Genomic DNA, 19,697 nt, shown 5'->3' on the forward strand with positions numbered 1-19,697 from the left:
GCGCTGCTGTTTCAATAAGCAGGACAAATGTCTAAAAAGAAATTTCCTTTCTGATACGGCTCAGATGACGTTGGGTAATGCCAAGGTAGGAAGCCAGATACTGCAATGGAATGTTTTGAATATAATCAGGATGATTCTTTAGTAATGTTTCATACCGCTGGCCGGCACTGTCTCTCTGGAGCTGGAAAAACCGTGTTTCAAGTTCAAGATATTCCTGCTCTGCGATAATCTTTAAAAATTTCGTCCAGCTTACACTATTTTTTACCAGTTCATCTACCGCTTCTTTTTTAAGGATAATCACCTCAGCATTGGTAATAGCCTGCATACTTTCTTTGCTTGGGCATCCGGAAACAAATGACGAATAGGCGGCGATCATATGATTGGGAAACCTGAAGCAATATGTCATATCTTTTCCCGCGTCAGAAGTATAAAAAGAACGGAAAATACCAGACTTCACCAAGCCTACTTCCTTACAAAGCTCTCCTTCCTGTATGAAATAATCATTTTTATTGATAAGTCTGAACTCAGAAAACTTCAGAAATTCTTCAATTTCATCTTCTGAAAACAGATTAAAGCTTCGAAAATAGTCACGTTCCATGATATCAAATAAGTTTCAGCGAAAATAAATAAAATACTTCTTTGTAAACGCAGCATTTTCATTTTTATAAAATTCTATTTTAAGAAAGCAAAGACGGAGACTATCTCAAAAGTGAAATAATTTGGCTTTTGTCATTGACTATGTCGAATCTTCGATTTCTGACGAAGGAAAAATCTCATTAATAATCAGAATCGTGAGATTCTTCACTACATTCCTGAACTGCGTTTGCAGACTTTCAGTCTGTGTTCAGAATGATACTTTTAGACTTGGGATAGCCTCTTTTTAAAAGAAGGAATAGTCATACAAATTTCAATTGAAAACAAAAAAAAATCATCTCAGGACGAGATGATCTACCGTTTTGAATTTACTTGAGTTATTTATGAAGATATGAATGATGTTTTGTTGTAACAAAGATAGGTGAACCTTATTTTTTATGCATCAGTGGAATCCCTAAAATTATATCCGTAAAAATACGGTTGTATAAAAAGAAAAGCCCTGAAGGAAATACCTTACAGGACTTTTGGATTATCTAACAATATCCAGTTTAATGTTTATCATTCAAGGTTTAAAGTGATGATTGACACCTGATTTCACCTTTGAATGTTTATTAAAGAGGGCTTACCAGTTGCAGGAACCATTCTTTAACTTCTCCATCCAGGTGTGGAGCAAGCTTTTCTTCACAAGTTTTATGGTAACCATTCAGCCATGCGATTTCGCTTTCTGAAAGCATCTCTTTCACCACGGTATCTTTGAAGAACGGGCAGAATGTTAATGTTTCAAATTCATAGAATGTTCCGTGAATTGTTTTCTCTGTTTCTTTTACTGCAATCAGGTTTTCATGACGAATTCCATAGTGTCCTTCAAGATAGTATCCGGGTTCATTTGAACAAACCATTCCCGGAAGAAGTTCCTGAGGATTCAGATCTTTTCTGATGTTTTGCGGTCCTTCGTGTACATTCATAAAGCTTCCTACTCCATGTCCTGTTCCGTGGTTGAAATCTTTACCTTCCATCCATAGCGGAAGTCTTGCAATAGCATCAAGATGTACTCCTTTTGTACCTTTCGGGAATTTCACCATAGATAAACGGATCAATCCCTGTAGCACCAATGTTGAATTTCTTTTAAACTCTTCCGAAGGGGTTCCTAAGGCAAAAGTTCTCGTAATATCTGTAGTTCCTTCAAGGTACTGGCCTCCTGAATCTACCAGGATTGTGTCCGCGTTCGTTACTTCTTTGCTTCCTTCTTTTTTAGCAGAATAGTGCATGATAGCACCGTTATCTTTATATCCAACGATAGAACCAAAGCTTTCTCCGACAAAGTTTTCACCTTCTGCACGGAATCCTCTCAGTTTCTGCCCGATAGAATATTCATTCATGGCTTCTTTTCCTGCATTGTGCGTTAGCCAGTAAAGGAATTTCACCATTGCTACTCCGTCTCTTACCATTACTGTTCTGAAACCATTCAGCTCAGCTTCGTTTTTCTGAGCTTTCATCAGGTTGCCGGGAACCGGAGCTTTGATAAACTCATTGTCTGATTTTAATGTTTCAAAAATCTGTTGGTTGCTGTTCGGAGAAACCAAAACTTTTTCGTTTTTGAAAGTTTTCAGATAATTGTAGAATTCTTCGTAAGGCATCATTTTTACAAAGGAATCATCCATTTGTTTTCTTGCAGCCACTTCCATTTTCTCTAATCCTGTGAACAGAACAGCATCATTTTTAGTAATCACAATGTATCCTAAGAATACCGGATTGCTTTCTACATCACTTCCTCTCAAATTCACTGTCCATGCCACATCATCCAGACTTGAGATAATGTGTACGGTAGCTTCCTGCTCTTCCATTTTCTGACGGATTGCAGCAATTTTATCGGATACTGATTTACCAGCTCTTTCTACCGGATGCACAAAAATAGGATTAGCAGATGGAGTTCCTCTGTCTTTCCATACTTCTTTTAAAAGCGGAGCATCAGCAAGTGTAATATTTTTGGAATTGAATTTTTGAGAAAGCAGTTCCCAGTTAGCATGAGAAGCTGCAACAGCATTTACCGCCACTTTACCACCAGCTGGAATTTCTGAAATAATCCAGTCGATATAATTAGGAGTTCCTTCCATTCCATCTTTAAAAAGATCAATTCCGGAACCTTCCAGTTCAATAGCAGCTTGTGTAAAGTATCTTCCGTCTGTCCAAAGTCCACCTTTATCTTTGGTAATCACCACGAAACCGGCAGAACCTAAGAAACCTGACAGCCAGGCTCTCTCCTGCCATTCTTCAGGAAGGTATTCGCTCATATGCGGATCTGCAGAATATACTATAAATGCATCAACATTATTTTTCTGCATTTCTTCACGAAGCGCAGCAACTTTTTCCTTTGAAGTCATTCTTTTTATTTTTAACCACCGAAAGTTACAAAAAATTTGATGTAGGAAAGTAAATCTACCCGCTATTTTGCTTTATAATTCTTTATTGTCAAAGAGAGCAGCAAAAATCCAACCACTAAATATATTTCATAAAATATATCATTTTTAAGTAAAAAAAACTACCACATTATCAAAATAATAAATTTTTGGAAAGATTATTGCTACATTTTATTGCATGAAACAGCAAAACTACAATAACCACAGGAAATTTTATCCGCCACATCATTTTATTTATCTTCCATTGCTCATTATATTGGAGATTCTAGGAATTTATAAAATCTGGGACGACCCCGGAAATCAACTGATCTGGATATTGTTTTCTGTCGTGATTTTTTTGCTTTTTTATCTGGCATTTATGACAAGGCAGCATTATGCACTGGGACTTCAAAACCGTATGGTAGTTCTGGAATTTAAACAGCGTTATTTTGAGATCTTCAATAAAAGGTCTGATGAAACTGCTGAGAAACTGAAATTCGATCAGATTGCTGCCCTGAGATTTACCTATGATGATGAATTCAAAGAGCTTTTATACAGAGCACTGCATGAAAACATCTCAGGAGATGAAATTAAAAGGTCTATCAAAAAATGGAGAGCTGACCGGCTCCGAATCTAGTACACCCACAAAAATTGACACCTATGAAAAAATGGAGCTTTTACAGTATTACAATATTAATGTTGTTGACACTCACAAGTTGTGAAGCCGTAGAAACGATTTTTAAGGCAGGAATGTGGTGGGGAATAATCTTAGTCTGTGTGATAGTAGGAATTCTTTTACTGATTTTTTCGAAGGGTAAAAACTCTTAACCATGTTTTTATGGAGAAGAATACAGACTTGGAGATGATTTCTCACCTTAAGCCTTCAAAAATTGTTAAAATAATGAAGGATCCGGAAGCTTCTGCAAAGGCGGTACATCTCGTATATACCACCGATGCGGAAACCGCCGGAATTACCCGTAAGAAAACCGGAAAGAAATATTCCTATTATAAGGACGGGGAAAAAATAAAGGATAAAGAAGAAATTACCCGGATCAATAAACTGGTGATTCCGCCTGCCTGGGAAAATGTATGGATCTGTGCTCTTGATAACGGCCATCTTCAGGCAACCGGTTTCGATGTAAAAAAAAGAAAACAGTACCGCTACCACCCTCTGTGGAGTGCTTTAAGAAATCATACAAAATTTTACAGAATGCTTCAGTTCGGGTATGCATTACCGGACATCCGTCTGCATATAGAACAGGATCTTGCCCTGAGAAATTTTGAGAAACGAAAAATCCTTGCCTTAATTGTAAGCCTTATGCAAAGAACCAATATCCGTATTGGAAATAATGTATACGAAAAGCTGTACGGTTCTTTCGGCCTGACCACATTAAAGGATAAACATGTAAAGGTAAAAGGACAAAAAATTTCTTTTTCTTTTAAAGGGAAGAAAGGTGTCATGCATCAAATCGACCTCAGGAGTCCAAGGTTGGCAAGGCTTATTCAGAAATGCAAGGATATTCCCGGGAAAGAGCTTTTTCAGTATTTTGATGATGAAGGAAACCGCCATTCTGTAGATTCAGGGATGGTGAACGACTATATTAAAGAGATCAGTGGTGAAGATTTTACCGCTAAGGATTTCAGAACATGGTCCGGAACCGTAAGTGCTCTGATCGCTTTTAAAGAGATCGGATATGCGGAAAATGACACTGAATATAAAAAGAAGGTAAAAGAAGCCCTGGATATCGTGGCAGAAAACCTGGGAAATACATCGGCTGTCTGCAAAAAGTATTATGTTCATCCTTTAGTAATCAACCTTTATGAGAATAATAGCATCAAAAAATATCTTGATGAACTGGAAGTCATAGAAGAAAATGACGGAAAAGCCGATCTTACGAAAGAAGAAAGACTGGTGTTGAAGATTCTGGAAAATGAAAAGATGTAAGGGAGACCAATCAATAGTGAATGGTGAATTTGCTTCGCAGTGAATTTTTTATTCTGTACTTCAGCATCATTGACTATTCACTTACGCAGCAAAAATTGACCATTGACATTACACAAATTCGATTCTTTATATCAGACTGAAATCCTGCTGTTATTCAAAAACTGAACCCTGTATTCCTTTGGCGTAATTCCTGCAATTTTTTTGAAAAGCTGGGTAAAATGGGATGCGGTATGGAAATTCAGTTCGTAGGCAATCTCTGCAATATCTTTACTGGAGTGAAGTAATGCTTTGCTGTAATTGATATCAATCTCATTGATCCACTGTTTTGGAGATTTTTGAGTAACCCCTTTGACACATTTATTCAGATAACTTTCTGTAACGGACAGTTTATCAGCATAAAAAGCTACTCTCTTTTCCCCAACATGATATTTAAACAGAAGATCACGGAACTGAAGAGACAGTTCCATGGGACGGGTTGCAGATTTGTGATGAGTATCAGAATCTGTGCTCAGCATTTTGATGAGAATCAAATGAAGCATTGTCACAACGACATCATTCACATTGAGATTATTCAACCATAATTCCTGTTCCATTATCGGAAGAAGCTGTGTGATGGTTCCGTAGGTCAGGCTATCCAGATTAAGGAAAGGGGTCATGAAAAAGATACTGCTTTTATGTTTTGGCAGTTCCTGTTCAGACAGAATATTATTTTCATAAGCAAGGAAGAAGCCTTCAATATCGTCTGATAATTCAACAGTTGCGGTAATTGTTCCTTGCTTAATAAAGATCACGCCTCCTTTTTCCGCATGATATTCTTTATTTTCAAGATACTGTCGGATATGGCCATTGGTAACGAAAATAATAAAATTGAACGTTGTACGATACGGAATCACCGGCATCAGAATACCTTTAAGATAATTTTCTATCCGATACAGCTGTATATCAGCATTATTAGCCAATATCTTATCCGTAATATTCGGAAGAAAGAGCTTTTTATATTGAAAATTGGATAGTACTTCCATATCCTTGTTATGATTATTTAAAGTTATACAAAATATTTTAAAGCAAAGGAGGTAAGTAAAAGAGTGAAAAAGCTAAAGTGGAAAGAGTAAAGACCCCGAAACACGTATCCCGAAACCCATAATTTACTCTCTTCAACCCTTCTACTCTCAAACTCTCTCACTCTACTACTCTCCCACTCTCATGTTTAGAACTTATAATACACTCCTACTCTCACTCCAAAAGGACTTCCTGGTGTATAAGTAAGATCTGTAATGGGTTCTGCTTCTCCTTTTAACTGCGTTTCTGTGGCAAACTGAGCTTCATTCCATTTTACATTGAAAAGGTTGTTCATCTGAATATTCGCTCCCCATTTCTGACGGTTATAAGAAAGCATCAAATCATTCACAAAATAGGCTTTTGTTCTGATGCTGTTATCCTCAACAGCGGGTCTTGCTCCAAGGTATCTGTACTGAAGTCCCAGAGAAAAACCATTCAGGAAGTCCCAGTTGACAGATCCGGTACTGGTAACTACCGGAGCCAGTGGAACGTAGTCCTGACCTTTTTCTTCTTCGGTAAATCTGGCGTGGGAATAATTGATATCTGCATTCAGGTAAAAATTTTCCAACGGCTGGAAACGAACACCAAGATCAGCCCCAAAACGTCTTGATTTGCCCGAAGGTTCTACTACTGCATCATCTCCTACATAAACAAATTCCTGCTGAAGATCCATATACCATAATGCAGGAGTAATGATCAAGGATTTGAACGGGTGTAATCTTACCCCGAAGTCCGCTCCGATGGAGTACGGAAGGGTGTTTTCGTTCTTATTGGGAACTACTACTCTCAGGTCATTGGAGTGGAAACCCATTCCTGTTTTCAGGAACCACATGACATTGTCATTCTGAGCATAGGAAAAATTCAGTTTGGGACTCAGTCTTGTTGCTTCTTTCGACTGTCCGGAAGGTAATTGCTCCACATCCAGCAGATTGTGCATATTAAATATAAAATGATCCACTCTCAAAGCCGGATTGATGGTCCATTTTCCTGTCTTCCATATCAGTCCTGAATAGGCATGAAGATTGGTTTCCGTTCCTGTCACATCGGATAGTCTGTCCAGCAGAAGGTCTCTGTGATAAACGTGATTAAGCTGTAAGGTATTAATATCATCATTCCTTAGTCCGATTCCTGAAGTCCAGTTTAAAGAGCTGTTGGCAAAAGAAAAAGTCTTTGTATACTTTACTTCAGCACCGTAAATATTTCTTCCGTCCGTCTGCTGAATTTCGTCTCCATGCTCTTTATCCTTTAAATTAAAGGTAAAATCGGAATACAGGTTGAAATTGTATTTTGAATAAAAAGCCATCGCATCAATCTGCTCGGAAGAAGAAATAATATGCTTAAAATTCATCTGTAGGTTTGTTCTGGAAGTTTTCCCACCTTCAGTAGGGTCTATACTACCCCATCGGCCAATGATTCCTTCGTCTACAGCACGTTCCGGAATCTGTCCGGAAGCATTCCATGAAGAATTGAATGTTGAGAACTGGATATTGAAGTAATCTTTGTCAGTCAGCCATTGATTGTATTTACCGAAGATATTAACCCTGTTAAAATTCTGTTTTACATCAAAAGGTCCGTCGGTATAGTTGTATTCCGCTGCCACATACGCATTCTTTCTACCAAGATCATCATGCAGAATATTGAACATTCCCAATACTCTTTTGGAGTTGAAAGAACCTCCTTCCAGTTTAATCATACTGTTTTTCAAGCCATTGTAGGTCTGAAAATCAACATAACCAGCGGTATTAAAGTCCCCACGGTCCATGTAATAGGCTCCTTTTCCAAAATCGATATTGTTTACTGTTTCAGGAATCACAAAATGTAAATCAGAATATCCCTGACCGTGGGCGTGAGAAACAATGTTCACAGGCATTCCGTCTACATTGACGCTTACATCGGTACCATGATCCGCATCAAATCCTCTTAGAAAAAGCTGTTCTGCTTTTCCTCCTCCGGCATGCTGTGCAATAAATAATCCGGGAACTTTTCTCAACAGATCCTGCGCTGAATTGACCGGAAATTTATTCAGATCAACTTTTGTAATAGCAGACAGAAATGAACTGTGATTGATGGCTACTTCAGAAATCTGAAAGGGCTTATGCTGTAAAAAAATAACTTTATTTTTATCATCATCATTGGTCACCACCCATTTTACCTCATCGTATCCCTGACGGCTGATCACAAGGGTATCAGGAAGGGATTTTACAGAAACGGCAAATGTTCCGTCTGTTCCTGTGTGGGTATGGCTGTTTCCGTGGTCATATTTTACCAAAGCATCGGCAATGGGAAATTTGTCATCTGCATCTTTTATCAGCAACTGTTTTTCTGCTTCCTGCGCCATCATTTTTCCACTGAATGCCATAGCCAGAAATACGGCTGCTATTTTTGTTACTTTCATTTTTTAGTTTAATTATATTTTGATTTTAGAAACCAGAGGTTAGAAGTTAGAGGAATATCAATGGTGAATTTTGCTTCGCAAGTGAATTGTCAATCATTATGAAAAAACCTTAAACATTGAACTTTCTCACTCTTAAACTCTAAGACTCTCCAACTTTTTATTTTTTTGTTTTAAGAAATATTTTTTGAATCAAAAGTGTAATCCATGTTCCGGCTACAAATGGGAAAGTAAATACTCCACCCACCATATCCAGACAGTGATTGTCTATTAAAAGATCATCAATGGCAATGGTAATGAGAACGGCGATCAAGACCCATAAACCATCCGTTTTTTTGACTCCGGAAAAAACAATTGCCGAAAGCACTGCATTAAAACCAAATAATCCCATGTGGATTTCTTTGATGGGTTCGCCATTCAACTGTGATAATCCTGCACCCAAAATAGACGCTGCCAATCCATATAAAGCAGCTATCGGAGAGCTAATAAAAACAGCCAGAAAGAAAATAATCCCGGAAAGCACTCCTCCCTGAAATATCACTTCCCCAAAGCCATTGGTACAGGTAAGAAAGTCATCATATTCTGAAGGAACCACTTCACTGCTTAGCATTTCAGAAGGCGGAATATTGGTAAGATGATGGAGTACAAATACCAATATCCATGTAATAATGATAAAAGGAAAAGTAAACACCGGTATTTTCTTTTGGATAAAGAAATGCTGAATAACAGCCGCCAATGCACCGCCCAAAACTATTAAAATCCAGATCAGCAAGGTTGTCTCAAATAGAAATGCCAATGCTACCCCTACAAGAGCTGCACTGAAACCATAAAGTCCCGCATTGATTTCAGATTTGTCATAATTAAGCTTCATTGCGATAAAAGTTCCGGCTGCTGTTGAAAGCAATACCGCCACTCCGCACTGCCAGCTTCCCATAAAAATTCCTATTAAAAACAGAAGTCCTGTCCATCTGTTTTCCTGGAGCATAATCTGCCCGATTCCTTTTAAAATATTGTCTAAAAAAGGCAGTTTTTTGAAAAATTCGTCCATAGTTTTTTTAATTTATTAATAATGGGGTTGTGGGTTGTTTTTCGTTGCGGGTTGTTTTTTGTTACGGGTTGCGAGGTGCGGGTTTCGGAATCCACATCAAAACTCTCAAACTCTCTTACCCTCAAACTCTCCCACTCGAATCCCGAAACCCGAAACCCATTTACCATCCAAGAAAGACCATTCCAATTCCGCACACAGTTACTACTGCTCCACTTACTACCCCCATATATCTTTCCAGTTTTTCGGTATTGAATAATGTTGAGTAACCATAACGCCCCAAAAGAACCATCCCAAGCATGGTTAATACTGTAGTTGCTGTGAAAGAACTTACCAGTACGGCAATTTCAGACATGGAATGTTTTACTCCTGAATAAAATAATAGGGGGATCAAAGGTTCACTTGGTCCCATCACGAAAATCATGAACAGGACAAGCGGTGTTACTTTTATTCTTTTTTGAGGCATTACGATTTCGCTGTGGTTATGTTCGTATACGTACACATCATCACCCATTACATCAAAATGCTTATGCGGTTTGTTTCTGATCGCCTGGATGAGGCCGTACACAAGGTAAACACCACCAAAGATCAGCAGTGCCCATCCTGAGAAATTCCCTCTCATATCCTGAAACCAGGAGATTTTATTCAGCTGCCATCCGAGGAAAACGCCGATAAAACCTAAAATCAGAGAACTGAATACGTGTCCGAAACCGCAGACAACCGTTAATATGGCTGTTTTCATGCCGCTCCACTTCTTAGATTTTGAGATCACTATGAAAGGCAGGTAATGATCCGGCCCTGAAGCGGTGTGTATAAAACTTATTGAAACGGCGCTTACAAGAAGTGCCCAAACTGTACTATCCATTTTTTATTAATTCTGTTATTTCAGATTCTTTATTAAGTTTTGACTGAAGCCAATGGAAGATTTCTTTTTGTTAAGCGGTCCAAAGCCCGCTTCTTGACAAGGACCTCTTTTTACTCCAACGACCAGAGAATCTCCTGAATATGCAGGAAAAAGTTGTACATCAACTCTCCTCCATGTCCCAAAGCTCTTACTACAAAACCATTTTCATCCATTGCAGAAACCCCTACTTCCATTTGCTCATGGTGCTGTGCGGCGGCTTCAACAATCTCTTCAATCAATCCATTTTTGTCTACATTTTCCTTTGTACTATAGAAGATCAGAGTTCCCTGGTGCGTATACTGTTCCAGATTTCCGATGCTGCTGATCGGGATCATGTCAGGTTGAATCAGAACGTTATCTTTCACCACAAGCTTGTTGTTATGATAGATTTCCATGATATTCTGAAAACGTTTCAGTTTAAAAACTTCTCCATAATGTTTTCTCCCACAGGTAATGATCTCGCTGATGATGATCTGACTGTTTTTACCGATATGAATATTGGCTTTACTTTTAAAGTTGGAATCCTCGTGAGGAACAATCGGATGAGGAACATAAGCGAAAGAAGTTTCATCCTCCATAGAAACATTGAGTTCCTGAAGCGCTTTGTTCTGCATGTTGAAAAGCCTTTGGTAGGATTGTGACTGCAACTGAAGCGCAGCTCCTTTTTCAAGCGCAACATCCAAATGATAGTGATCTCCATCCAGAATTCCCGGAGAGGAGCTCATCACCATCTGATAAAGCTTTTTGTCACTTTTTCGCTGCCCAACAGAAACTACTCTGAAAGGAAGCGAGACATAAAGGTCTTTCACATAGGATTCTCCTCCCTTAAATCCTGCAATAATTTTTAAATGACTATCCATTTATCTTACCAAATTCGGTTCTTCAATTTCTTCTAAAAGGGCATATTTTTTAATCCAACCTATTACTTTATCCAGTCCTTCATCTGTTTTGAGGTTGGTGAACACGAAAGGATTTCCTTTTCTCATTCTTCGGGCATCATTTTCCATCACTTCAAGGCTGGCACCTACGTAAGGGGCAAGATCAATTTTATTGATGATCAGTAAATCTGATCTTGTAATACCAGGACCTCCTTTTCTAGGGATTTTTTCTCCTTCTGCTACGTCGATGATAAAGATGGTAACATCTGCAAGGTCCGGGCTGAATGTCGCTGAAAGGTTATCACCTCCACTTTCAATCAAAACCAGTTCGATTTCCGGAAAACGTGCTGCCAGTTCGTCTACCGCTTCAAGGTTCATACTTGCATCTTCACGGATGGCGGTATGAGGACAGCCTCCTGTTTCTACTCCGATAATTCTGTCATGAGGAAGAAGACTATTTTTCGCCATAAATTCAGCATCTTCTTTGGTATAAATATCATTCGTGATGACTCCAAGATCATAAGTCCCGAATAATTTTCTGCTTAAACGTTCCAATAATGCAGTTTTTCCTGAACCTACAGGTCCTGCTACTCCTACTTTTATATATTTTCTGTTTTCCATTTTATTTAAATTTTATTTTTTAACGCTATATGCGCTAAGTTTTTTTGATTGTGAATATTTTTCGATCGCAAGGACGTTTCACTCAATGGGCAATTCGTCAATTTGCTCTTTTACCTTTTACCTTCTACGACATATAAAGTCTTGAATAAAGCCTCTCATGCTGCATACATCTGATATCAAAGGCCGTATTACAAAGTCCCACCATGTCTCTGTCCAGATCTATAGTTTCTAAAGCTGTTTTTTCCATGACGGGATATAGTGAAAATAGAATATCCTGTCCATCCAGCTGTCCAAGAGGAACAAGCTTTACAGCGTTGGTAATCATCCCGGCAACCGAAGTGTAATAAAATCCTAAAAGGGCTTCGAACAAAGGAATTTTCATTAAATAAGCATACACTCCGAACACAATACAGTAATGAGAATTGGCTTCTTTATGCTGAATGGCTTTCTCAAAAGCTTCCATTAAAGGAGAATTTTCTCTTCTTTTGAAGATTTTAATCAGTCTGAGACCCAGTTTCTGGCTCGCCTGGCGCATTTCCTTTGGACATTTTATAGCATTACATTCATTATCCAGTTCTAAAAGCTGCTGCAAATCTCCCTTTTGTGCTGCATCATAAGCCAGTTTTACAAAAGCACCGTCATTGAATTTAAGGTTGTACTGAAGCATGTTCTGTACAAATTCTTTCGCGGTTGCCAGATCATGTACAATTCTTTCCTGCACATACGTTTCAAGTCCGTTGGAATGGGTATATCCTCCGATGGGAAGTGTAGGATCTGCAAGGTGAAGCAATCCTGACAGGAAATTTATATTATTCATCTTTCGGAGCCGCCATTTTTAAGATTTTTGTAAAGATTGTGGAGCCGAGACTTCCATGTCCATGAGGCTCTACATTAGATTTAAGAAGATTAAGCAGTTTCACAGATTGTTTCTCCGGTTTGAAACCACTTGCTTCCAGCCATCTGAACATCGGCATTTCAAAAGGGAGCAAAACTTTGTCATTCTGAATAAAAAGCGGAATATGTTTGTTTCCGATCTCATAACATACAGTTCCCATTTCCAGCAGTGAAACTGGTGACATCACAATAGCTTCCGTTTCCAGAACGTTGATTGCAATTATTTTTTCGGCATCCTCAAAAAGAATATCTCCTTCACGTAATCGTTGTCCTTCTCTGAGAAATTTGATGGCAACATCAATTCCCTGTCTGGTTTTTTTACGCTGGATTCTTTTGGTGGTTTCAAACCATTCCAGATCAAGATAGTCTATGGCTTTCTCCGTAGGATTTTCAGCAAGATTGCCTATGATTTGATTAATGATCATTTTTGTTTTTTTTTCTGAAGTCTAAGTTTTTGGAGATTCCCACCCCGAATGTTGAACCGCTGATTCCTGCTACGTAGCTTTTCGTCCAGCCTTCTTCTTTTGTTTTGGTCTGAAGCATTGAAAGTTCTGCAAATTTGAATTTCAGTGCCCAGCCTCCTCCTAATACTATTCCGATCAAAGGATAGGCACGAAGACGGAATCCGTTAAAATTCTGCATAGCATCCGCTGCTGTTGAAAGTTGCTGTCCCCAAACATAGTGGGCATCCACCTGACCAATCAACATAAAATATTTTCCAAGCATTACTGAAGGACTATACCAGATTCCTGCTTCATTTTGCTTGTAAACTACATTGTGGTCCACTGTATTCTGCGAGTAAGCATAATTAACTCCGATAAGGTCATTATTATTGATGAAGTACCCTACTCCAAGCGGTGCACTGGAAACGGTACTGCTGCTGCTTGATGGTGTTGTAAGTTTTGAATAGTCTAATGAACCGTACACCATAAACTGTCCTTTTGGTCCGTCTTCATCACTTTTAAGCCTGTGTCCGCCCAAAAACTGGGCACTTACATTACCGGAAAGTAATGACATTCCGGCTATCGCAAGAGAAACAACTGTTTTATTTAAATATTTCATTTTACACTTAGTTCTATAATTGTTTTACAATAGAGTCTGATAAATCTTTTTTTGTTGTTAAATAAACCTAACAGGTTTTTGAAACCTGTTAGGTTTATTTGTAAAATTTATCTTAGAACAAGTAATACAACTGTGTTAAAGGAAGTGTTTCTGCCGGTTCACAAGTGATGTATTCTCCGTCTACCGTTACTTTATAGTTTTCAGGATTCACTTCAATTAAAGGTGTCTTATCATTATGGATAAGGTCTTTTTTACCAATATTTCTACAGTTTTTCACCGGAAGAATCATTTTTTCAAGTTTGTAAGAAGCAATGGTTCCGTTGTCAATAGAAATCTGAGAAACAAAGTTCGCACAAGTACCAAACTTAGCTTTTCCATGGGCTCCAAACATATTTCTGTAAATAATAGGCTGAGGTGTTGGAATAGAAGCATTAGGATCTCCCATTTTAGCAGCAATAACAAATCCTCCTTTTACAATCATTTCCGGTTTTACTCCAAATAAGGCTGGTTTCCAGATCACCAAATCCGCTAATTTTCCTTCTTCAATAGATCCTACATATTCTGAAATACCATGAGCTATAGCCGGGTTGATGGTATACTTCGCTACATATCTTTTTGCACGGTAATTGTCATTTCCACTGTCTTTATCTTCAGTAAGATCACCTCTCTGCTCTTTCATTTTGCTTGCCGTCTGCCATGTTCTGGTAATCACTTCTCCCGGTCTTCCCATCGCCTGAGAGTCTGAACTCATGATACTGAAAACGCCCATATCATGAAGAATATCTTCTGCTGCAATGGTTTCGGGGCGGATACGTGAATCTGCAAACGCTACATCCTCAGGAATGTTTTTACTCAAATGATGGCAAACCATCAGCATATCCAGGTGCTCATCAATTGTATTTACGGTGTAAGGGCGCGTAGGATTTGTTGAAGCCGGCAATACATTCGGATACATAGCAGCTTTAATAATGTCCGGTGCGTGACCTCCACCTGCTCCTTCTGTGTGGAAAGTATGGATTACCCTTCCGTTGATGGCTCTCATGGTGTCTTCAAGGAATCCTCCTTCATTCAGTGTATCTGTGTGGATGGCCACCTGAACGTCATATTTATCGGCTACTTTCAATGCTGCATCAATGGTTGCAGGAGTTGCTCCCCAATCTTCATGGATTTTCACTCCCAAAGCACCTGCTTCCACCTGCTCTTCAATGGGTTCTTCAGCGGAACAGTTTCCTTTTCCGAAGAAACCAAGATTCATAGGATATTCTTCTGCTGCTTCCAGCATTTTCTGCATATTGAATCTTCCGGGAGTAACTGTTGTAGCATTGGTTCCGTCATTGGGGCCTGTACCACCACCAATCATTGTGGTGATTCCGCTGTAAAGAGATGTTTCAATCTGTTGAGGGCAGATGTAGTGAATGTGAGTGTCAATTCCTCCGGCAGTTACAATATATCCTTTCCCTCCGTGAACTTCCGTTGAGGCGCCGATGATCATATTAGGTGTTACACCGTCCATCGTATCAGGGTTTCCGGCTTTTCCGATTCCTACGATCTTTCCGTCTTTGATTCCGATATCTCCTTTTACAATTCCCCAATGGTCAATAATTACCGCTCCTGTGATGCAAAGATCCAGAACGCCTTCGTCTCTTTTGGCCGTGACATTCTGTCCCATCCCGTCACGAACGGTTTTTCCTCCGCCGAAAACGGCTTCGTCTCCGTAATGGGTGAAATCTTTTTCGATTTCAATAATAATTTCAGTATCGCCCAGTCTGATTTTATCTCCGGCTGTAGGACCTAATATATTGGCGTATTGTTTTCTGTCTACGTGTAAGCTCATCTTAATGATTTTTAAAGTTTAACTCTTCAACTTTTGCAAGGCTTACTTTTTTCTGTTCTTCAGAATCTACCTGCCCATCGACAAGATTATTGAAGCCCATTGCTTTTTTGGTTCCTCCTATTTCTACCAATTCCACTTCTTTTTCTTCTCCCGGTTCGAAACGTACTGCAGTACTTGCTACAATATTCAGTCTCTTTCCGAAAGCTTTTTCCCGGTCAAAGCTCATCGCTTTATTAACTTCAAAAAAATGGAAGTGTGAACCTACCTGAATAGGTCTGTCACCTGTATTGGTTACTTTTATTTTCACAGTTTCTCTGCCTTCATTGCAGATAATTGTTCCTTCTTTTACAAAAATTTCTCCTGGTATCATAATCAGTAGTATTAGCGGATTGGATTGTGTACGGTGACCAACTTTGTCCCATCCGGGAAAGTGGCTTCAATCTGAACATCGTGGATCATTTCTGAAACGCCTGGCATCACATCTTCTTTGGTCAGAAGGTTGGCTCCTTCCTGCATCAGTTCAGCTACTTTTTTCCCATCTCTCGCTCCTTCAAGCAGAAAGTGGCTGATCAGAGCTATTGATTCCGGGTAGTTTAATTTAAGGCCTCTTGCCTTTCTTTTCAGAGCGAGTTCGCCTGCCAGAAATAGCATAAGCTTCTCCGTTTCTCTCGGTGTTAAGTGCATAATATTTTTATTTAAAATTGGACAAACAATGTCCTATTCACCTCTCCGTAAAGGCAAACAGACATGTTCAAAAATGTAAATCGGGAATGATTTTTACGAGTCTGTACTCATGGGAATACAAACCATAGCGGATCATTAAAAATTAAAAAGAATTAGCAGCCCGCTATCTGCAGGGAATGATACAGAATGTACCTTGGTGCCGTAATGTAAATACGGTTTTGAACGGCCGCAACCCGTGTGTTGTAAGTATAATCTGCAAAGAAATAGTGGAACCACTGCTGTGCAAGTATTGAATAATCAAGTTTTACTTTCTCCCAGTCATTGGAATCCTGTACATCCTGCGCATCTGAAAAACTATAGATTTCAGGCTGGGTCTGCTGATCAGATTTCTGTTGTAAAAGATGAATTTTTGAAAGGATATCAGAATATGGCTGAGTTTTCCCCTTATGTGCAAAAAGACCTGCACACAACGTTGAGAAAAATATCACAAAAGAGAAAAATAAGACTCTTTTTTTCATACCTGATAATAATGGTGTAAAATTAGAACAATCTTATCCCTCCGGGTATCAAAAAAATTATTTAAAATGTTCAAAATCGCAACAAAAGTGAATTTATATAATTTTAACATTCCATTATAAATCCCTTATTTACAGCCATTAATAGCTATTTTTAAACTATGACAAATATTTTATTGTCCTAATTCCTATAATTACAATAAAATGACGCATTTTTTTCTAAAAGCTAAAAAATCATCAAAAAATTCCAGGATTTAATAAAATCTATCATCAAAAAAAGCTTAAATATCATCAGAAAATTCATTTTATATTTTATTTGACAAAAACAGATGTCATTTTTTCTTTCTTTATAATTATTGTAAATTTGTATACACATCTTATTTAATTTAATAAAATAATAAAACGTAATATGTCAAAAGCAATTTCGCAAGTACCATTAGCGGTAAACGAGCCTGTAAACTCATATGAACCGGGATCTCCGGAAGTTAAAAGCCTTATCGACACGTATAAAAAAATGTGGGCTGAAAAGGTAGAAATCCCAATGATCATCAACGGAAAAGAAGTAAAAACTGAAACAAAAGTACAGCTTCAGTCTCCACAGGATCATACGCATGATTTCGGATTCTACTATCAGGGTGGTATGCAGCATGTGGATGACGCTATCAACGCGGCATTGGCAGCTAAACAGGAATGGAATGAACTAGGCTGGGAACAGCGTGCAGCAATTTTCTTAAAGGCAGCTGATCTTTTGGCTGGTCCTTACAGAGATGTAATTAATGCAGCGACAATGATCGGACAGTCTAAAAATGTTCACCAGGCTGAAATTGATTCTGCTTGTGAGTTTATCGACTTCTTAAGATTCAACGTAGAGTTCATGACAGAAATGTATGCTGAGCAGCCGGTTTCTGACAACGGAATCTGGAACCGTGTTGAGTACAGACCATTAGAAGGGTTCTGCTTTGCGGTAACTCCATTCAACTTTACAGCGATTTCAGGAAACCTTCCGACTTGTATGGCCATGCTAGGAAACGTAGTGGTTTGGAAGCCGTCTGACAAACAGGTATATTCTGCAAAAGTCATCATGGATGTATTAATTGAAGCGGGTCTTCCTGCAGGAGTTATCAACATGATCTTTACTGATGGAAAGGAAACTGCTGAAAAAGTATTAGCGCACAGAGATTTCGCTGGTCTTCACTTCACAGGGTCTACAAAAGTATTCCAGGGAATGTGGAAAATGATCGGTGATAACATTCACAACTACAGAACATATCCAAGAATTGTTGGAGAAACTGGTGGTAAAGACTTTGTGATTGCTCACCCGTCTGCTAACGTAGAAGCTGTAGCTACTGCTTTAGTAAGAGGTGCTTTTGAATACCAGGGACAGAAATGTTCTGCTGCATCAAGAGCTTACATCCCTAAATCTCTTTGGGCTGATGTGAAAAAAGTGATGGAAGCTCAGATGAGCACCATCAAAATAGGTTCTCCGGAAGATCCTTCTAACTTCGTAAACGCTGTCATCGACAAGAATTCTTTCGAGAAATGTAAAGGATATATCGACAGAGCTAATGCTTCAGGTGAAGCTACTGTAGCTATCGGTGGTAAAGTAGATGATTCTAAAGGATGGTTTGTACACCCAACAGTAATTGAAACTACAAATCCTCAATACGAAAGTATGGTAGAAGAGATCTTCGGCCCAATCCTTTCTGTATTTGTATATGAAGATCAAGACTGGAAAGAGACCCTTAAGTTAGTAGATTCTTCTTCTCCATATTCATTGACAGGTTCTGTATTCTCACAAGACCGTTACGCAATTAACGAAGCTTACAAGGCTTTAGAGAACGCATCCGGTAACTTCTACATCAATGATAAACCAACAGGTGCCGTAGTAGGACAGCAGCCTTTCGGTGGTGGTAGGGCTTCAGGAACTAATGATAAAGCAGGTTCAAAAATGAATCTTCTAAGATGGACGTCTGTAAGAAGCGTAAAAGAGACTTTTGTTTCTCCAAAAAACTACAAATATCCATACCTTGGGTAATTAATAAATAATGAGTAATAGGCAATGAGTAATTGTTGTCAGTTCTTTGAATACAGCCTCGGAATTTCGGTTTCGGGGCTTTTTTGTAGCGTTTGGGAGTTTGAGAGTGGAGAGTATGGTGGCAATAAAGTATTCCGGATTATCACTTTAAACTTTAAACTCCTAATATCTAATCTCTGTTACCTGTTACCTAACATCTTTTAACAAACTTTACCTATATTTTACGATTCTGCAGACCCTGTTAGGAATAATTGTTGATTTTTCATTAGTACAACACCACAAAATAGAAGAATATGAAAAAGTTATTGCTAACAGCCGTTGGAATAGGAATATTTGCAGTGAGCTGTGGAACCAAAGAATCGACAATGTCAACGAGTAGCCGGGATTCAGCGGCAGTAGGTAATACGCAGAAAAGTATGACACCTTCCACTACTGATACAATGACTACAAAAATGACGAATCCTGATACTACCAAGATAAAAAGGGATTCTATGGCAACGTCTCCTGTCAAGTAGTAATGATAACATTCAATCTAAAAATGGAAATCTGCAGATGAAAGCTCTGCAGATTTTTTTTGTTGAAAGATCAGAAATTAAAATATGAAGTGATAATTAAGTTTTGTTTTGAAAGATGCTTATTTTTTTAAGTTTTCCTAAAACAAATGGATAGATTATTTACGGTTAGCTAGGTTAAGCCCAGCCCTATTTGAATCTTATTAAAACATCTTTTATCTTTTATCTTTTATCTTTTATCTTTTATCTTTTATCTTTTATCTTTTATCTTTTATCTTTTAATTAAATCCTTATATTTGATTAACATCAACAATAAAAATTAACTAT

Annotated in this window: 19 protein-coding genes; 4 read left to right on the forward strand and 15 right to left on the reverse strand. The window is 38.4% G+C overall.

Annotation, left to right across the window (positions count from 1 at the left end; all coding sequences use genetic code 11):
• Positions 1-31: 31 nt before the first annotated feature.
• Both RHP76_RS07695 and RHP76_RS07700 read right to left on the reverse strand, forming a co-directional pair.
• Positions 32-598, reverse strand: coding sequence for a Crp/Fnr family transcriptional regulator (locus tag RHP76_RS07695; RefSeq protein ID WP_311229890.1), 567 nt, complete (start codon positions 596-598; stop codon positions 32-34).
• Between the two features lie 607 nt (positions 599-1,205).
• Positions 1,206-2,975, reverse strand: coding sequence for an aminopeptidase P family protein (locus RHP76_RS07700; protein WP_311229891.1), 1,770 nt, complete (start codon positions 2,973-2,975; stop codon positions 1,206-1,208).
• Positions 2,976-3,189: 214 nt separating this feature from the next.
• Between RHP76_RS07700 and RHP76_RS07705 the strand changes: the two genes are divergently transcribed.
• Positions 3,190-3,627, forward strand: coding sequence for a DUF6526 family protein (locus RHP76_RS07705; protein WP_123279485.1), 438 nt, complete (start codon positions 3,190-3,192; stop codon positions 3,625-3,627).
• A gap of 201 nt (positions 3,628-3,828) precedes the next feature.
• Entirely contained in the window at positions 3,829-4,935 is a 1,107-nt protein-coding gene (locus tag RHP76_RS07710) for a DNA topoisomerase IB (RefSeq protein WP_062674618.1), read from the forward strand.
• 131 nt (positions 4,936-5,066) lie between these two features.
• On the opposite strand, the gene RHP76_RS07715 is transcribed toward RHP76_RS07710, so the two are convergent.
• The 13 genes from RHP76_RS07715 to RHP76_RS07775 all read right to left on the reverse strand — a co-directional run bounded on the left by RHP76_RS07715 (position 5,067) and on the right by RHP76_RS07775 (position 16,826).
• The gene (locus tag RHP76_RS07715) at positions 5,067-5,957 is read right to left on the reverse strand and encodes an AraC family transcriptional regulator (RefSeq protein ID WP_062674616.1); all 891 of its coding nucleotides are present in this window, start codon (positions 5,955-5,957) and stop codon (positions 5,067-5,069) included.
• Between the two features lie 185 nt (positions 5,958-6,142).
• The gene (locus tag RHP76_RS07720) at positions 6,143-8,389 is read right to left on the reverse strand and encodes a TonB-dependent receptor (protein ID WP_311229892.1); all 2,247 of its coding nucleotides are present in this window, start codon (positions 8,387-8,389) and stop codon (positions 6,143-6,145) included.
• A 157-nt stretch (positions 8,390-8,546) separates the two neighbouring features.
• Positions 8,547-9,434, reverse strand: coding sequence for an urea transporter (locus tag RHP76_RS07725; protein WP_288443018.1), 888 nt, complete (start codon positions 9,432-9,434; stop codon positions 8,547-8,549).
• Positions 9,435-9,594: 160 nt separating this feature from the next.
• Positions 9,595-10,296, reverse strand: coding sequence for a hypothetical protein (locus RHP76_RS07730; RefSeq protein WP_311229893.1), 702 nt, complete (start codon positions 10,294-10,296; stop codon positions 9,595-9,597).
• Positions 10,297-10,406: 110 nt separating this feature from the next.
• Entirely contained in the window at positions 10,407-11,195 is a 789-nt protein-coding gene (locus RHP76_RS07735) for an urease accessory protein UreD (RefSeq protein WP_311229894.1), read from the reverse strand.
• Positions 11,196-11,834, reverse strand: coding sequence for an urease accessory protein UreG (gene ureG / locus RHP76_RS07740; protein WP_047094673.1), 639 nt, complete (start codon positions 11,832-11,834; stop codon positions 11,196-11,198).
• A gap of 124 nt (positions 11,835-11,958) precedes the next feature.
• Positions 11,959-12,651, reverse strand: coding sequence for an urease accessory protein UreF (locus RHP76_RS07745; RefSeq protein ID WP_311229895.1), 693 nt, complete (start codon positions 12,649-12,651; stop codon positions 11,959-11,961).
• Positions 12,644-13,153 carry an urease accessory protein UreE gene (ureE, locus tag RHP76_RS07750; protein ID WP_062674602.1) on the reverse strand — a complete coding sequence of 170 codons (510 nt, stop codon included), beginning with the start codon at positions 13,151-13,153 and terminating at the stop codon, positions 12,644-12,646. The genes RHP76_RS07745 and ureE overlap by 8 nt, the downstream gene beginning before the upstream one ends.
• Positions 13,143-13,790: a hypothetical protein gene (locus RHP76_RS07755; RefSeq protein ID WP_288443022.1), complete on the reverse strand. Its 648-nt coding sequence runs from the start codon at positions 13,788-13,790 to the stop codon at positions 13,143-13,145. Before RHP76_RS07755 ends, ureE begins: the two co-directional genes overlap by 11 nt.
• Positions 13,791-13,902: 112 nt before the next feature.
• On the reverse strand, positions 13,903-15,624 hold the full coding sequence (ureC, locus tag RHP76_RS07760; protein ID WP_311229896.1) for an urease subunit alpha: 1,722 nt from the start codon (positions 15,622-15,624) through the stop codon (positions 13,903-13,905).
• A gap of 1 nt (position 15,625) precedes the next feature.
• The gene (ureB, locus tag RHP76_RS07765) at positions 15,626-15,994 is read right to left on the reverse strand and encodes an urease subunit beta (protein WP_034697259.1); all 369 of its coding nucleotides are present in this window, start codon (positions 15,992-15,994) and stop codon (positions 15,626-15,628) included.
• 11 nt (positions 15,995-16,005) lie between these two features.
• Entirely contained in the window at positions 16,006-16,308 is a 303-nt protein-coding gene (ureA, locus tag RHP76_RS07770; protein ID WP_034697260.1) for an urease subunit gamma, read from the reverse strand.
• 152 nt (positions 16,309-16,460) lie between these two features.
• Positions 16,461-16,826: a hypothetical protein gene (locus RHP76_RS07775; RefSeq protein ID WP_311229897.1), complete on the reverse strand. Its 366-nt coding sequence runs from the start codon at positions 16,824-16,826 to the stop codon at positions 16,461-16,463.
• 406 nt (positions 16,827-17,232) lie between these two features.
• Here RHP76_RS07775 and pruA point away from each other — a divergent pair, with 406 nt between their 5' ends.
• Together pruA and RHP76_RS07785 are read left to right on the forward strand one after the other, a co-directional pair.
• Positions 17,233-18,858 (forward strand): L-glutamate gamma-semialdehyde dehydrogenase, encoded by a 1,626-nt coding sequence (pruA, locus tag RHP76_RS07780; RefSeq protein WP_062674595.1) that lies wholly within the window; start codon positions 17,233-17,235, stop codon positions 18,856-18,858.
• A gap of 365 nt (positions 18,859-19,223) precedes the next feature.
• Positions 19,224-19,373 (forward strand): hypothetical protein, encoded by a 150-nt coding sequence (locus RHP76_RS07785; protein ID WP_277695276.1) that lies wholly within the window; start codon positions 19,224-19,226, stop codon positions 19,371-19,373.
• Positions 19,374-19,697: the final 324 nt, after the last annotated feature.

Source organism: Chryseobacterium sp. SG20098, from assembly GCF_031844745.1.
GTDB lineage: Bacteria > Bacteroidota > Bacteroidia > Flavobacteriales > Weeksellaceae > Chryseobacterium > Chryseobacterium cucumeris.

Coding starts and splice junctions, on each gene's coding strand:
- RHP76_RS07775 (WP_311229897.1), bottom strand. CDS start 16,826: ATGAAAAAAAGAGTCTTATTTTTCTCTTTTGTGATATTTTTCTCAACG.
- RHP76_RS07695 (WP_311229890.1), bottom strand. CDS start 598: ATGGAACGTGACTATTTTCGAAGCTTTAATCTGTTTTCAGAAGATGAA.
- RHP76_RS07720 (WP_311229892.1), bottom strand. CDS start 8,389: ATGAAAGTAACAAAAATAGCAGCCGTATTTCTGGCTATGGCATTCAGT.
- ureA (WP_034697260.1), bottom strand. CDS start 16,308: ATGCACTTAACACCGAGAGAAACGGAGAAGCTTATGCTATTTCTGGCA.
- RHP76_RS07735 (WP_311229894.1), bottom strand. CDS start 11,195: ATGGATAGTCATTTAAAAATTATTGCAGGATTTAAGGGAGGAGAATCC.
- RHP76_RS07710 (WP_062674618.1), top strand. CDS start 3,829: ATGGAGAAGAATACAGACTTGGAGATGATTTCTCACCTTAAGCCTTCA.
- RHP76_RS07700 (WP_311229891.1), bottom strand. CDS start 2,975: ATGACTTCAAAGGAAAAAGTTGCTGCGCTTCGTGAAGAAATGCAGAAA.
- RHP76_RS07715 (WP_062674616.1), bottom strand. CDS start 5,957: ATGGAAGTACTATCCAATTTTCAATATAAAAAGCTCTTTCTTCCGAAT.
- ureC (WP_311229896.1), bottom strand. CDS start 15,624: ATGAGCTTACACGTAGACAGAAAACAATACGCCAATATATTAGGTCCT.
- RHP76_RS07725 (WP_288443018.1), bottom strand. CDS start 9,434: ATGGACGAATTTTTCAAAAAACTGCCTTTTTTAGACAATATTTTAAAA.
- RHP76_RS07745 (WP_311229895.1), bottom strand. CDS start 12,651: ATGAATAATATAAATTTCCTGTCAGGATTGCTTCACCTTGCAGATCCT.
- ureG (WP_047094673.1), bottom strand. CDS start 11,834: ATGGAAAACAGAAAATATATAAAAGTAGGAGTAGCAGGACCTGTAGGT.
- ureB (WP_034697259.1), bottom strand. CDS start 15,994: ATGATACCAGGAGAAATTTTTGTAAAAGAAGGAACAATTATCTGCAAT.
- pruA (WP_062674595.1), top strand. CDS start 17,233: ATGTCAAAAGCAATTTCGCAAGTACCATTAGCGGTAAACGAGCCTGTA.
- RHP76_RS07730 (WP_311229893.1), bottom strand. CDS start 10,296: ATGGATAGTACAGTTTGGGCACTTCTTGTAAGCGCCGTTTCAATAAGT.
- RHP76_RS07705 (WP_123279485.1), top strand. CDS start 3,190: ATGAAACAGCAAAACTACAATAACCACAGGAAATTTTATCCGCCACAT.
- RHP76_RS07755 (WP_288443022.1), bottom strand. CDS start 13,790: ATGAAATATTTAAATAAAACAGTTGTTTCTCTTGCGATAGCCGGAATG.
- ureE (WP_062674602.1), bottom strand. CDS start 13,153: ATGATCATTAATCAAATCATAGGCAATCTTGCTGAAAATCCTACGGAG.
- RHP76_RS07785 (WP_277695276.1), top strand. CDS start 19,224: ATGTCAACGAGTAGCCGGGATTCAGCGGCAGTAGGTAATACGCAGAAA.